At 70.8% G+C, this 14,157-nt stretch carries 10 protein-coding genes; 1 reads left to right on the top strand and 9 read right to left on the bottom strand.

The window, feature by feature from the left end; translation table 11 throughout:
• Nucleotides 1-56 precede the first annotated feature (56 nt).
• The 9 genes from carB to ACR807_RS18645 all read right to left on the bottom strand — a co-directional run bounded on the left by carB (nt 57) and on the right by ACR807_RS18645 (nt 12,405).
• Nucleotides 57-3,278: a carbamoyl-phosphate synthase large subunit gene (carB, locus tag ACR807_RS18685; protein WP_438922619.1), complete on the bottom strand. Its 3,222-nt coding sequence runs from the start codon at nt 3,276-3,278 to the stop codon at nt 57-59.
• A gap of 142 nt (nt 3,279-3,420) precedes the next feature.
• Nucleotides 3,421-4,734 carry an MFS transporter gene (locus ACR807_RS18680; RefSeq protein ID WP_438922618.1) on the bottom strand — a complete coding sequence of 438 codons (1,314 nt, stop codon included), beginning with the start codon at nt 4,732-4,734 and terminating at the stop codon, nt 3,421-3,423.
• A gap of 5 nt (nt 4,735-4,739) precedes the next feature.
• Nucleotides 4,740-5,570 (bottom strand): inositol monophosphatase family protein, encoded by an 831-nt coding sequence (locus ACR807_RS18675; protein WP_438922617.1) that lies wholly within the window; start codon nt 5,568-5,570, stop codon nt 4,740-4,742.
• Entirely contained in the window at nt 5,567-6,025 is a 459-nt protein-coding gene (locus tag ACR807_RS18670) for an NUDIX hydrolase (RefSeq protein WP_438922616.1), read from the bottom strand. Before ACR807_RS18670 ends, ACR807_RS18675 begins: the two co-directional genes overlap by 4 nt.
• A 32-nt stretch (nt 6,026-6,057) precedes the next feature.
• Complete coding sequence (locus tag ACR807_RS18665; protein WP_438922615.1) at nt 6,058-7,209, bottom strand: DegT/DnrJ/EryC1/StrS family aminotransferase; 1,152 nt, start codon at nt 7,207-7,209, stop codon at nt 6,058-6,060.
• A 64-nt stretch (nt 7,210-7,273) separates the two neighbouring features.
• Nucleotides 7,274-8,263, bottom strand: a complete 990-nt coding sequence (locus tag ACR807_RS18660) for an NAD-dependent epimerase/dehydratase family protein (protein ID WP_438922614.1) — start codon at nt 8,261-8,263, stop codon at nt 7,274-7,276.
• Nucleotides 8,264-8,339: 76 nt separating this feature from the next.
• Nucleotides 8,340-10,685, bottom strand: a complete 2,346-nt coding sequence (hypF, locus tag ACR807_RS18655; RefSeq protein ID WP_438922613.1) for a carbamoyltransferase HypF — start codon at nt 10,683-10,685, stop codon at nt 8,340-8,342.
• Nucleotides 10,686-10,702: 17 nt separating this feature from the next.
• The gene (gene hypE, locus ACR807_RS18650) at nt 10,703-11,728 is read right to left on the bottom strand and encodes a hydrogenase expression/formation protein HypE (protein ID WP_438922612.1); all 1,026 of its coding nucleotides are present in this window, start codon (nt 11,726-11,728) and stop codon (nt 10,703-10,705) included.
• An 86-nt stretch (nt 11,729-11,814) separates the two neighbouring features.
• Nucleotides 11,815-12,405, bottom strand: coding sequence for a cysteine hydrolase family protein (locus tag ACR807_RS18645; protein WP_438922611.1), 591 nt, complete (start codon nt 12,403-12,405; stop codon nt 11,815-11,817).
• A 276-nt stretch (nt 12,406-12,681) separates the two neighbouring features.
• Here ACR807_RS18645 and ACR807_RS18640 point away from each other — a divergent pair, with 276 nt between their 5' ends.
• The gene (locus ACR807_RS18640) at nt 12,682-13,656 is read left to right on the top strand and encodes a helix-turn-helix domain-containing protein (protein WP_438922610.1); all 975 of its coding nucleotides are present in this window, start codon (nt 12,682-12,684) and stop codon (nt 13,654-13,656) included.
• The last annotated feature ends 501 nt before the right edge of the window (nt 13,657-14,157 follow it).

Raw genomic sequence — 14,157 nt, 5'->3', positions numbered from 1 at the left:
CGAACACGCCGCCGCCGAACTCCAGCAACGCCGGCGCGCACTCCGGTACGCGACCATCAGCCCCGGCCTCGGTCTGCCTCGGCAGCCGCTTCCGAGCTGTTGGTGCTTGGTGGGTCGGCGGGTGGTGGGCACCGCAGCCGGGCGTGTTCCTGGAGCGAGGTGACCACCGCGTCGCCGCGGTCGACGGCCTCGATGCCCTGCACGGTGGCGGCCAGGCCCTGGACGGTGGTGACGCACGGGACGCCGCGCGCCACCGCGGCGGTGCGGATCTCGGAGTCGTCCCGCCGCCCGGACGAGGTGCTGACGACGAGGTCCACCTCGCCGGTCAGGATGCGGCTCACGATGGTCGGCTCGTCGTCGCGGCCGGACCCGTCACCGTGCGCGCGGACGACCGTGACGTCGACGCCGTGACGGTGCAGGACTTCCGCGGTCCCCGCGGTGGCCAGGATCTCGAACCCGACGTCGGCCAGCGCCTTCACCGGGAAGATCGTGGCCCGCTTGTCGCGGTCGGCGACCGACACGAAGGCCCGGCCCTTGGTGGGCAGCGGGCCGCCGGCGGCGGCCTGTGCCTTGGCGTAGGCAGCGCCGAAGACCGCGCCGATGCCCATCACCTCGCCGGTGGAGCGCATCCGCGGGCCGAGCGAGTTGTCCACGCCGTGCCCCTCGGAAGTGCGGAACCGGTTCCGCGGCAGCACCGCCTCCTTGACCGCGACGGCAGCCTCGGGCGGCAGCGTGCCGCCGTCCCCGTCGGGCGGCAGCAGGCCCTCCGCGCGCAGCTCGTCGATGGTGGACCCGAGCATCACCCGGGCGGCGGCCCTGGCCAGCGGCACGCCGGTGGCCTTGGACACGAACGGAACGGTGCGGCCGGCCCGCGGATTCGCCTTCAGCACGTGCAGCACGCCTGACGCGAGCGCGTACCGCACGTTCACCAGCCCGCGCACCCCGATGCCGTCGGCCAGGACACGGGTGGACTCGCGGACCCGGGCGATGTCGGCGCGGCCGAGCGTGATCGGCGGCAGCGCGCACGCCGAGTCGCCGGGGTGCGCGCCGGCCTCCTCGACGTGCTCCACGACGCCCCCCAGGTACAGCTCGCGGCCGTCGTAGAGCGCGTCGACACCGATCTCGATCGCGTTGTCGGGGAACCGGTCCACCAGCACCGGGTAGCCGATCTCGTCGGCGATCCGCTCGGCCTGCTCGAACGACGTCGCCGTGCCGCGCGTCGGCGCGGTCAGCCCCACCTCGGCCAACAGCGCGTCGAACGCGCCGCGGTCCTCGGCCAGGTCGATGCCCGCCGGGCTGGTGCCGACAACCGGCACCCCGGCGGCCTCCAGGCGCGCGGCCAGGCCCAGCGGCGTCTGCCCGCCCAGCTGCACCAGCACCCCGACGACCTCGCCGGTGGCCTGCTCGGCGGCCACCACCTCCAGCACGTCCTCGAAGGTGAGCGGCTCGAAGTAGAGGCGGTGGCTGGTGTCCGGGTCAGTGGACACCGCCTGCGGGTTGCAGTTGACCATCACGGTCTCATAGCCGGCCGCGGCGAGCGCGAAGCTCGCGTGCACGCACGCGTAGTCGAACTCGGCGCCTTGGCCGGTCCGGTTCGGCCCGCTGCCGAGGATGACCACTTTCGGCGCGACAGCCGGTGGCGCGACAGCGGGTGGCGCGGCGGGTTCCTCGCCGTAGGACGAGTACAGGGCAGCGAACTCCGCCGCGCACCTGTCGACCGCCTCGTACCCGGGTCTGATGCCCAGCGACCAGCGCAGTTCGCGCACCTCGTCCTCGGGCAGGCCGCGCAGCTCGCCGATCTGCGCGTCCGACAGGCCGTGCCGCTTGGCGAGCACCAGCGTCTCCGGCCGGATCGCGCCGTCCTGCCCGGCGACCGCCCGCGCGACCTCCTCGATCCGCCGGACCTGGTCCAGGAACCACGGGTCGATGCCGGTCGCGGCGGCCAACTCCTCGACCGCGGCGCCGGCCCGGATGGCCTGGTGCACGGTGTGGATGCGGACGTCGGTGGGCCGTCGGCTCGCCTCGACCAGAGCGTCCTTGTCACCCGGCTGCTCGGCCCAGCTGAGGGAGCCGCCGTCCTCGTCCAGCGAGCGCAGGGCCTTGTTGAGCGCTTCCGGGAAGGACCGGCCGATCGCCATCGCCTCCCCGACCGACTTCATGCGGGTGGTGAGGCCCGCGTCGGCAGTCGGGAAGTTCCCGGACGCGAACCGCGGCACCTTCACCACGACGTGGTCCAGGCTCGGTCCGAAGGCGGCCGGAGCCTGCCCGGTGATGGCGTCGGGTACCTCGTCCAGCGTGTAGCCGACGGCCAGCTTGGTGGCGATCTCGGCGATCGGGACGCCGGTCGCCTTGGCGGCGAGCGCGCTGGAGCGGGACATGCGCAGGTTCGCCCCGACCACGATCGTGCGGCCGGTACGCCGGTCGATGGCGAACCGGATGTTGCAACCGCCGTCGACGCCGACCGCGCGGACCACCGCGATGGCCACGTCGCGCATCCGCCGGCACTCCTGGTCGGTCAGCGTCGTGGCCGGTGCCGCGGTGATGGAGTCGCCGGCGTGCACGCCCATCGGGTCCAGGTTCTCGATCGAGCAGACGACGACCACGTTGTCGTCGCGGTCGCGCAGGAGTTCGAGCTCGAACTCCTTCCAGCCGAGGACCGACTCCTCCAACAGCACCTGCCGGGCAGGGCTCGACACCGGCCCGGCGCCCACCATGGCCGACAGCTGCCGCTCGTCGTGGGCGAAGCCGGAACCGCCCGTCGTGAACGAGGGCCGCACCAGGATCGGGTAGCCGAGTTCCGCCGCTGCGGCGTGGCACTGCTCCGGCGTGTGGCAGGTGGCGTCGCGGGCGACGTCGGCGCCCACCCGCCCGACGATCCGCTTGAACTCCTCGCGGTTCCCGCACGCACGGACCGCGTCGATGTCGGCGCCGATCAGCTCGACGCCGTACCGGGCGAGCACGCCGGACTCGTGCAGGGTGACGGCGTTGTCGAGTGCGGTCCGGCCGCCGAAGGTGGCCAGCAGGGCGTCCGGCCGCTCCTTGGCGATGACCTGCTCGACCGTCTCGGGGGTGACCGGCTCCACGTAGGTGGCGTCGGCGAACTCCGGGTCGGTCATGATGGTCGCCGGGTTGCTGTTGACCAGCACAACCCGCACGCCCTCCGCCTTGAGCACACGGCACGCCCGGGTGCCGGCGCAGTCGAGCTCGGCGCCCTGGCCGATGACGATCGGACCGGGTCCGATCACCAGCACGGAGTTCACGTCACTGCGCCGCGGCACGGACCGCACCTCCCATCGCCGGCAGAACCGCTCGAAGCCGTGGTGGCCGAGGATCCCGACCTCGCCGGGTGCGCTGGTCGGCGACCGGGCGGCTGCGGAAGCCGTGACCGCCCTCCGGGACGAGCGGCGCGGGACGGCCGTCTCACGTGCGGGCGGCGGGTGTGTCGTCGGTGGCGGGCCAGCGCCGACCGGCCTCCCAGTAGGACTGGACTTCGTCCAGGGAACGGCCCTTCGTCTCCGGGGCGAGGAAGAACACGAAGAGCCAGGCCGCGACGGTGATGGCCAGGAGGACGAGGTAGGTCGCCAGGCCGCCGACGGCGTTGAGCAGGCCCAGGAAGAACTGGGCGACGACCAGGTTGGTGGTGAGGTTCGTCAGCAGCATCACCGACGCCCCGGCGCCGCGGAGGTGGTCCGGGAAGCCCTCGGCGGCGAAGACCCACACCAGCGCCCCGAAACCGGAGTTGAAACCGACGACGAAGACCACCAGGCCGAGGAGGCCCACCACCTCCGGCGAGTCGACGGCGAACCCGAGCACCATCAGGGCGTGTCCCAGGCCCATGAGGGTGGTGCCGGCGAGCAGGGCGGGTCGCCTGCCGAACCGGTCGGTCGTCAGCGCGCAGACGAGCGCCGCACCCGCGCCCGCGAGTTGGACGAAACCGGGCAGCACCAGCACTCCGAAGGTGTCGGTGTACCCCATGTGCTCGAAGATCCGCGGGCTGAAGAACACCATCGCGTTGATGCCCGTGGCCTGGACGAAGAACCCCAGCGTGATGACGAACAGCGTCAGCGTCCGGTAGCGCGGGCTGAACAGGGCGCGCAGGACGCCCGGCGGACGCGCGGAACCGGCGGTCGAGCCGGTCCCCCGGTGTTGACGCCGGCGATCGGTCTCGGGGAGGCGTGTCAGCCACAGGGCGGTGACGAGGGCGAGGACACCGGGAACGGCGATCATCAGCCGCCACTGCCCGCTGCCCGTGAGGAAGTAGCCGCCGATGTACCCCATCGCGCACCCGAGGGAAGTCGCCACCTGGTACAGGACGGCGGTGCGTCCACGAGCGCGTGTCGAGACCGATTCGGCGATGAAGACGGGGGTCGCCACGATGGCGATGCCGATCGCGATGCCCTGCGCGAAGCGGCTCGCGTCCAGCCACACGAGGTTGACCGACGTCACGGCCAGGGTGGTGCCCGCCAGGTACAGCAGCGCCAACCCGAGCAGGGTCGTCCGGCGGCCCAGCGCGTTGACGAGCCTGCTGCCCAGCAGCGCGCCGACGATCCACCCGGCCGCCGTGGCGGCGTACAAGGAGCCCTGCTGCGTCGTGGCGAGGGTGAAGTGGTCCGTGACCAGCACCAGCGCGCCTGCCATGGCGGTGGCGTCGTAGCCGCAGGTCAGTCCCATGATCATGGCCAGGACGCCCACTCGGGTGTCCTGGCCGTGCCGGACGGGGCGGGTGGTGGTCACGCCGATCAGTCCTCCTCGGGTACGGGGACCGCCGTGGCGATCGCGGTGATGAGCGAGGGGTGCGTGGCGGCTGAGGCGAAGCAGACTTCGAAGACCTGGTCGGCCTTCTCCAGCGGGCGCGTGAGGTCCAGTGGCCGCCCGTCGAGATCGGTGCAGCGACCACCGCACTCCCCCAGGACGCACACCGCCGCCGCCACGTCCCAGATCCGGCAACCGCGGTGCACGAACGCGCCGTACGCGCCGTCGGCCACCATGCAGATGTCGAAGACGCTGTTGCTCATGCGGACGCCGAGGCACGCCGTGCCGATGGTGGTGACGAGCCGCCCTTCGGCCGCCATCAGGTCGGCCGCCCCTTTGTCCATCCCGTACGCCACCAGCGAGCGGTCGAGCCCGGTGGTCGGGAGCGGCCCGAGCGGTTGCCCGTCACGGGTGGCCCCGCGGTCGGACTGGGCGACGTACACCGTGCCGAACGCGGGCAGCGCCAAGCCGCCGGCGAGCACGCCGTCCGGGCCGACCGCCGCCATCATCACCCCGTACAGGGGGCTGCCGACGGCGTAGTTGCTCGTGCCGTCCAACGGGTCGACGACCCAGGTGATCCCGTGGTCACCGGGTGTTCCGCCGCTCTCCTCCTCCAGGATCGCGTGCCGCGGGTAGGCGTCCCTGATCCGCCCGGTCAGCAACGCGCCCAGTACCAGGTCCGTGTCGGTGACGACCTGGTTCACGTCCACCGGCTTGACCGTCGCCCGGCCGGAGCCCTGCATCCGGGTAGCCACCCCGGACGCTTCGCGAAGGCAGGATTCGATGAACGCGGTGTAGTCCGGTTCCGGCCCGGTCACCGCGCCACCTTGGCGTATTCCGCGATGATGGGCCGCTCCGGGGTGATCACGGTGTCCGGGATCTCGTCCAGGGCGAAGAAGCGCCACGTGCTGTTCTCCGCGGTGTCCAGGAGTATGGCGGCGTCCTGCGGCAACCGGGCCGCGTAGGCGGCGGTGACGTTGAAGATCTCGTCACCGTTCGGGTAGCGGTAGTAGTACTCGGCACCGGAGAAGATCCCGAGCAGGCTCAGGTCGCCGACGTCCAGGCCGGTCTCCTCCTTCACCTCGCGCCGCCCGGTCTCCTCGAACGACTCCCCCGGCTCCATGAGTCCGCCGGGCAGTCCCCAGCCCCCGGTGTCGACCCGCTCCAGGAGCAGGACCCGACCGGCCGGGTCGGCGACCACGACCGACGTGCCGGGAAGGATCAGCGGCCGGGTCCCGACCAGCTCGCGCAGGTCCGCCACGTAGTTGTTCACGATGCTCTACCACCACTTTCGCGCTAGACCGCTCAACAGGCCGCGTGCAGTTCGCCGATCAGGTCGCAGATCTCGTCCACGAGATGTGCCGGCATGTGCGAGTACAGCGGCAGCGTGATCATGCTCGACGCCAGTCCCTCCGTCACGGACAGGTCCGCGCTGGTCGGCACGTGCCGGTAGGCGGTCTGCTGGTGCAACGCCGGGCTGAAATACTTTCGGGTACTGACGTTCTCGCGGGCCAGGCGCTCGGCCAGTCGGTCGCGGGTCATCCCGAACCGCGTGCCGTCCACGCGAACACCCAGGTCCTTGTACGAGCTCGCCGCGCCTGTCGGGACCTCCTGGAACTCCAGGCCCGGCAGGCCGCCCAAGCGGGAGAGGTAGCGTTCCGCCAGGGACCGCCTGGTGCGGATCCACCGGGTGAAGCTCTTGAGCGCGTGCACGCCCAGTACCCCGGAGACCTCGGTCATGCGGCCGTTGAGCCCGATGGAGCGGCTGTCGTAGTCACCCGGGTTGCCGTACTCGCGCGCCGTCCGCAGCTCCGCGGCCAGCGCGGCGTCGTTCGTGGTGACCAGCCCGCCCTCTCCGGTGCTGAGGGTCTTGGTCGGGCTGAGGCTGAACACCTCGGCCACGCCCTTGCCGCCCACCATGGTGCCGTCGGGGTAACGGCTCCCGAAGCCGTGCGCGGCGTCGATGACGAGCGGGATGCCCTTGGTGTCGCACAGCTCCTGCAGCCGATCGGCGTCGCATGGCGCGCCGAAGGTGTGCACGGCCATCACCCCCGCTGCCCCCGTGATCAGCGGTGCGGCGGCGTTCGGGTCGAGGGTCCAGGTCCGGGGGTGGGAATCGGCGAACCGGACCCCGTTGCCCGCCCAGTCGATCGCGTGGCCGGAAGCCATGAACGTGAAGCTCGGCACGACGACGTCACCGGTCAGGTCCAGGCAGCGGAGCACGAGCATCAGGCCGGTCGTGCAGTTGCTCACCGCGACCGCGTGGCCGACACCCAGGTAGGCGCTCGCGGCCTCTTCGAACTCCCGCACGTGCCTGCCGTTGGTGAGCATGCCGGACTGGAGGATCCCCTTGATGGCCGACTCCAACTCGGCGTCGGCTTCGACGGTCGGGCGGGCCAGGGGCACGAGTTCGGGGAAGCGCGGCGGGCGGGCGGCGTCCACGGTGGTGTCGGTCATGGTCGGGGTCCTCCGGTGGATGGCGGAACGCGCTCGTCGGGTGGGAACGCCGGGACGGAGCCGGCTACGCGGAGACCGGGTCGTCGCGCTTCGCGACCGCGGTCAGGTAGTTGCTGTACCGAGGGGACTCGAAGTCCGTGAACCCGCCGTTGACCATGGCGTCCCGGATGTCCCGCACCGTGTCGACCACCCGGTGGCCCAAAGTGAAACCCAATTCTCGCCCGATGGGGTCGAAGTTCACCCGGTAGTTGCGCGGATCCGTCTGCTCCTTGCGGATTTCCAGGCGGACACCGGCGATCTCCTCGGCGATGAGTTCCCCGATGGTGTCCATGCGGTAGTTCTCCTCGCCGAAACCGCAGTTGTAGACGCTGGGAGCGGCACGCCGGCCATCCCGGAGGATGAGCTGCACGGCTGCCGCCGCGTCCTCGACGTGCAGGAACGGCCGCCACTGCGTGCCGCCGTGGACGGTGACGCGGCCGCGTGCCACGGCGTCCGCCGTCATGACGTTGACCGCGAGGTCGAAACGCATCCGAGGTGAAAGGCCGTGGATGGTGGCGAACCGCAGCAGGCGGGACGAGAGCACGTCCCGGGGCAACGAGAGCAGGTAGTGCTCGGACCTCACCTTGGATTCGGCATAGACGGACTGCGGCGTCACGGGCGACCACACGTCCACCTCTTTGTCCGCCGTGAACCCGTAGTTGCTGCACGTGGAGGCGAAGACCAACGACCGCACACCTGCACGCCGGCACGCCTCGACGACCCGGACCGTGCCGAGGTAGTTGACTTCCCAGGCGGTGTCCGTGTCGACCGCGCAGGCCGGATCGCCCACGATCGCCGCCAGGTGCACCACCGCGTCCACCCCGCCGAGCGCCTTGTCCCACGAGCCGATGTCGCGGACGTCGCCGTCGACGTAGGTGACCCTGGGCAGGTCGAGTTCCGGACCGTCGACCAGACCGTTGTCGACCACGACGACCTCTGATCCGGACCGGCAGAGCCGTCGGGTCAGCACCGACCCGATGTACCCGCGCCCACCGGTGATCAGGTACTTCTTCATGGTTCGTTTCTCTCCTCGGTTCTGCGCGTCCCGTGCCGCCCCGCGATTCGGCGGACTCGGCGGGCACGGGGCGCGGTCACCGCTCACCGCCTGCCAGCCTGGCGTCGGCCACCACGACCTGGCCGAGCGAAATGCCACCGTCATTGGTCGGCACCTGCCGGTGGCAATACGCGTCGAACCCCGCCGCGCGCAGCTCCACCAGGCAGTTGACCAGCAGGAACTCGTTCAGGAAGACGCCGCCGGACAGCACCACCTGCCCGGTGCCCGCCACGCGCAACGCCCGGCACAGCTCCACGACGACGTCGACCACGGCCGAGTGGAAACGACGGCTCATCACGGCGGTGTCGAGGCCCGCGGCCACGTCGGCGGCGAGCGTGCGGATCAGCGGACGGGGGTCGATCTCCGTGACGCCGTCATGCTCCAGCAGGTCGAAGCGGTACCGCCGGCGGGGTTCCGCCATGGTGAAGTCGCGTTCGAGCAGGCCTTCCAGCTCGATGGGACCGTGCGCTTCGTACTCGGCGTGCGTGGTGATGGCCAGCAAGGCCGCGACACCGTCGAACAGCCGTCCCATGCTGGAGGTGGGTGGCGCGTTGATCCCGCGTCGCGCCATGGTGGCGAAGACGTGCCGCTGCTGTTCGTCCAGGCGTGCCAGGACCGGGAAAGCAGCGAGCGCGGCGGAGGTGTCCGCGAGCGCGTCCAGGGCCAGGGCGAACCCGGTCCTGATCGGCTCGGTGACCGCCTTGTCGCCGCCCAGCAGCGGCACGGTCCGCAGGTGCGCGACGCGGCGGGCGTCGCGGTAGTCGCCCAGCAGGAACTCGCCGCCCCAGGTGGTGCCGTCCAGGCCGTACCCGGCGCCGTCGAAGACGACACCGATCGTCCGGCCGTCCAGCCGGTTGTCGGCCATGCAGGACGCCATGTGCGCGTGGTGGTGTTGGACCCGGACGACGTGCTCGAAGGCGTCGCCCTGCTCCTCGAGTGCGAAGCGCGTCGCGCGGAACTGCGGGTGCAGGTCCACGGCGGCGTGCTGCGGCCGGAGTTCGTGCAGCTCGGCGAGGTGGCGGACGGCCGCTCGGTGCGCCACGAACGTCTCGTCGTTCTTGACGTCGCCGATGTGCTGGCTGACGTAGACCCGGGAACCGCTGCTCAACGCCACCGTGGTCTTCAGTTCGGCGCCGTACGCCACCAGCGACGCCAGGTCGGTGCCGACTTCCACGGGGTACGGCGCGTAGCCGCGGGAACGGCGGATGAAGCTGACCACCGGCTCGTCGAGTTCGGGGTGCTCGGAGTAGCGGACGATCGAGTCGTCGACCCGGACCTCGATGTCGCGGTCGTTGTAGAGGATCAGGTCGGCGACCCGGTGCAGCTGCGCCAACGCGTCCTCGTTGCGGTGCACGATCGGGTAGCCGGAGATGTTCCCGCTGGTCATGACCAACGCGTCCAAGCCGGCGTGATCGACCAGGAGGTGGTGCAGCGGCGCGGACGGCAGCATCACGCCGAGGTTGGGGTTGCGCGGTGCGATCTGCTCCGGCAGGCCGTCGCACCGCTTGCGCAGCAACACGATCGGGCGAGCCGGGGAGAGCAGCAGGTCCGCCTCGGCGGGACGGACCTCGGCGAACCCGGTGACCGTGTCCAGGTCGCGGGCCATCACCGCGAACGGCTTGGAATCGCGCCGCTTGCGGGTCCGCAGCCGTGCGACGGCCTCGGCGTTGCGGGCGTCCACGGCGAGGTGGAACCCGCCGACGCTCTTGACCGCGACGATCCTGCCCCCGGTGAGCGCGGCCGTGGCCGCGGCGAGCGCTTCCTCCCCTTCGGTCGTCGCGCCGTCGGCACCGGCCGACAGCAGCCGGGGGCCGCAGTCGGTGCACGCGTTGGGCTGGGCGTGGTAGCGGCGGTCCAGCGGGTCGCCGTACTCGACGGCGCAGGGCCGGCACATCGTGAAGACGGCCATGGTGGTCGCGGCCCGGTCGTAGGGCAGTTCCCGGATGATGGAGTAACGCGGGCCGCAGTTGGTGCAGTTGACGAACGGGTAGCGGTACCGGCGGTCGGTCGGGTCGCGCAGCTCGGCGAGGCAGTCGGCGCACACGTGGGAGTCGGCGGGGACGACCGTGGTGCGCAGTCCGCCGTGCAGGCTCTCCCGGATGGTGAACCCCTCCGGCTCCGCCGCGGCGGCGGGCAGTTCCTCCACCCGCACGGCCGTGACCCGGGCCTGCGGTGGCGCGTGCGTGCTCAGGCTCTCGGTGAAGCGGAGCACCTCCTCGGGTCGGCCGGCGACCTCGACCAGCACACCCTCCGGGTCGTTGAGCACCCAGCCGGTCAGGTCGTGCCGCAACGCCAGCTTGTAGACGAACGGTCGGTACCCCACGCCCTGGACCACGCCCACCACGCGGATGCGCCGCCGGATTCCCGAATAGCTGTTCGGCACCTCGTCCCCTCTCGCGCTCAGCACAGGCGCGGCAGCTCGGAGCCCTGGAGCTCCTCGATCACGGAGTCGCGCCCGTCGCCGTCGCGCATCAGGACCACCGGTTCCGCGTCCGCGGTCACCTCGCCGATCGCGACCGCTTCCCCGCCGTACCGGTGCGAGCGGAGCGCGGCCAGCACCTCCTGCTCGGCCTCGGGGGCGACGAACAGGCACAGGCAGCCCTCGTTGGCGGCGTGGATCGCGTTGATCCCCAGCATGTCGGTGGCCATCACGGTCTCGAACTGGATGGGCAGCCGGTCCTGGTCGACCCTGATCGTGAGCCCGGACGCCTGCGCGTACTCGTGGAGGACGGCGGCCAGACCGCCTCGGGTGACGTCGCGGACCGAGTGCACCGCGCCCTCGCCCGTCGTCGCCAACAGCTCGTCCAGGAGCCCGTTCAGCGGCGCGCAGTCGCTGAGCACGCGTTGCTCGAAACCGAGGCCCTCCCGGATCGACAGCAGGTGCACGGTGTGGTTGCCGATCGACCCGCTGAGGATCACCCGATCGCCGGGTCGGACGTCGCGCATCCGCAGCGGCGCGCGTTCGAAGACGCCGATGCCGGCCGTGTTGAGGTAGATCTGGTCGACCTCGCCCTTGCGGACCACCTTGGTGTCGCCGCAGACGATCTGGACGCCCGCTTCGAGGGCCGCCTCCCTGATCGAGGTGACCACCTGGAGCAGGCGGGATATCGGGAGACCGGTCTCGAGGATCATCCCGAGGGTGAGGTAGAGCGGGCGCGCGCCGACCACCGCGAGGTCGTTGACCGTGCCGCAGACCGCGATCTTGCCGATGTCGCCGTTGCCGAAGAACGGCGGGTCGACCACGAACGAGTCGGTGGTCATCGCGATCCGCCCGGCGGGGATGGACAACACGGCGCTGTCCTCCATCTCGCCGATGTAGACGTCGCCGAGCGTGTCGACGACGAGGGAGACCAGCTCATGGCTGAGCTTGGCCCCGCTGCCGTGGTCGAGAACGACCTCATCAGGGCCGGTGACCGAGCTTGCCATTGAGCGTCCTCCCTTTCCGGGTGCGCGCGAAACGACCGTTCGCAGAATCGGCGGATCGTGGTGATCGGGGTCGGGAAGTCCGGTGATCACGGCAGGGTCTTGACGACCCTGCGGGGAAGTTCACCCTTGGCGTCAAGGGTTTCCAGGATCTCCGACGAGTCGGCGACCGTGGCGCAGTACCCGCTGAGCCAGGTGAGGGAGCGGTCTCGGTCCGCCGGATTGTCGGAGACGACGCAGTCGGACGGCACCCACACGTTGTAGCCGCGGAAGAAGGCGTCGGCGGCGGTCGTCTGCACGCAGATCTGGGTCTGCAGGCCGGTGACGACGACGGTGTCGACGCCGGCGGCCTGGAGCAGGTCGTGCATCTCGGTCTCGTAGAAACCGCTGTCCTTGTTCTTCTCCACGACCACGTCACCGTCCGCGAGGAAGGCGGGCAGGATTTCGGCGCCCTCGGTGCCGCGCTGGAGCGGAAGGGTTCCGTCGGCTTTGCGGTTCGCGTTGGGGTCGTCGGGGAGGTTGATCAACTGCAGGTGGTACACGGTGTGGCCGCGGTGCCGCATCTCGTCCAGGAAAGCGGTGTAGTGGGGCTGTGCGTCGGCTATCACCGCGGTCCGTTCGGGGGTCAGGTGAACCACATCGCCTTGAAGGTCGTTGGTGAGGACGGCGATCTTGCCCATGAGCGCTCCTTGCATAGACGAAAACCGAAGGTGCAATGACGCACAGTCCACGGAATGGCACTTCGCGGACCGGTCGACAGAAACTCTTCGAGAGTAGGGCTGCTCGGAGCGGGTGAACAAGACAAAGCGTTGTTCGGATTCGTTCGCCGGGGACAATCGCTGTTCGGGGCCTGTTCGGAACGTAGCTCAACCTGTTCACGAACACACCCGAACAGCCCAACACCGCCCGCTGGATCGGCGGTCGCCTCACGTGGACTGGACCACCATGCTTGTGCCATGAGCCACGGAGGGGGCGGCTCAGCAGAGTCGCCGTCGGCAGCACCGCAGCCGACCGAGGCCACCACCGCAGCCGAATTCACCGCGGCACTGCGCGCGTTGCGGATGTGGTCCGGGCTGACCTACCGACAACTGGAGGGAAAGACGGCGGCACACCAGGACCGGCTGCCGCCCAGCACGATCGCGACCACGCTCGGCCGCGCCACGTTGCCCAGGGAACATTTCGTCGACACCTTCACCCGCGCCTGCGGGCTCGGCGACGCCGAAGTGCTGCTGTGGCTCAAGACCCGCCGCCACATCGCCATCCGGGCTGCCGATGAGGACGACGACGAGCCGGTCCCGGTCCCGACTACCGGCACACCGGTCCGGTCTCGTGTCCCGCGATGGCGTCGGGTGGCGAGCCTCCTCGCGGCCACCGTCATCGGCATCGTCGGCACGCTGGCCGTCGACGCGGTGTTCGACAGGAGGTCCGCACCGGCCTCGCCGTCCGTGCTGCTGATGGAGGGGCCGGCCATCCGACAGGTGGGCAGCTGGGCACGTATCCACCCCGCGCGGACGCCCCAACTGTGCCTCACCGAGGACCGGCCCGGCCGCCACGCCACCGCCGTCCAACGGTCCTGCGCGGACACGACCCTCCCGCACGTGTTCATCGAGCCTCTCGGTGCGGACGTCGTGCAGATCCAGCTGCACCACCCGGACCACGGCATCAGGTGTCTCGCGGTCCTGCTCGACAGGCCGGACCACGACTTCCTCGAACTACGCGGCGATTGCACCGACTACGACCCGGCCCAGCGGTTTCGGGTCGAGCCGTCCGGCCCGCCGGGCGTGGCGCACGTCCGCATCCACACCGTCGTCACCGACTTGTGCCTTGGCCTGCGCGACCGGGCCACCTCCACCGGCGCCGAGATCGTCCAGGTCCCCTGCTCCACCGCCTCCGACCAGGAGTTCCTGATCGAACCGACCACACCCCCGTGACCGGGCGGATCCCGGCGTCGCGGCGGGCGTTGTGCCGACCACGTTGTCAGCCGTCCGGCCGTGCGGCGCCCGACAGCGCTGAAGCTCGATGCGCTCGTAGCACGCAGTCATGAAGTTCCCCGGACGTCGTGATCGCCTTGGCTTCGACCAGGACGTGTTCGCGATGACGGCCGAGGGTGTCTCGTGCCGGGTCTGCTGGAGAACACCAAGCCTGGATGGCGAGGAGTCACGGCACCACCGAAGAGGTACCCTGACGAGCTGCGTGAGCGGGCCACCCGGATGGTTGTGGAGGCCCGGCGGGCTCCCGCCGGGACGATCGGGTGGATCGCCGATCAGCTCGGGATTCCCCCGGAGGCGTCGCGGACCTGGGTCAGGCGTGCGGAGATCGACGCCGGTGACCGGCCGGGAACCACCCCGACGGCGAAGGCCCTCGGACGGTGGCGCGACCTCGCTACGATGACCCGGTGACCCCGGGGGGCGTTACCGCGAGGCAGGCGTCGG

It is taken from the genome of Saccharothrix sabaoui (genome assembly GCF_051756985.1).
Lineage (GTDB): Bacteria > Actinomycetota > Actinomycetes > Mycobacteriales > Pseudonocardiaceae > Actinosynnema.
The sequence above is the reverse complement of the archived record's forward strand: the minus strand, read 5'-3'. Positions and strand labels throughout refer to the sequence as shown.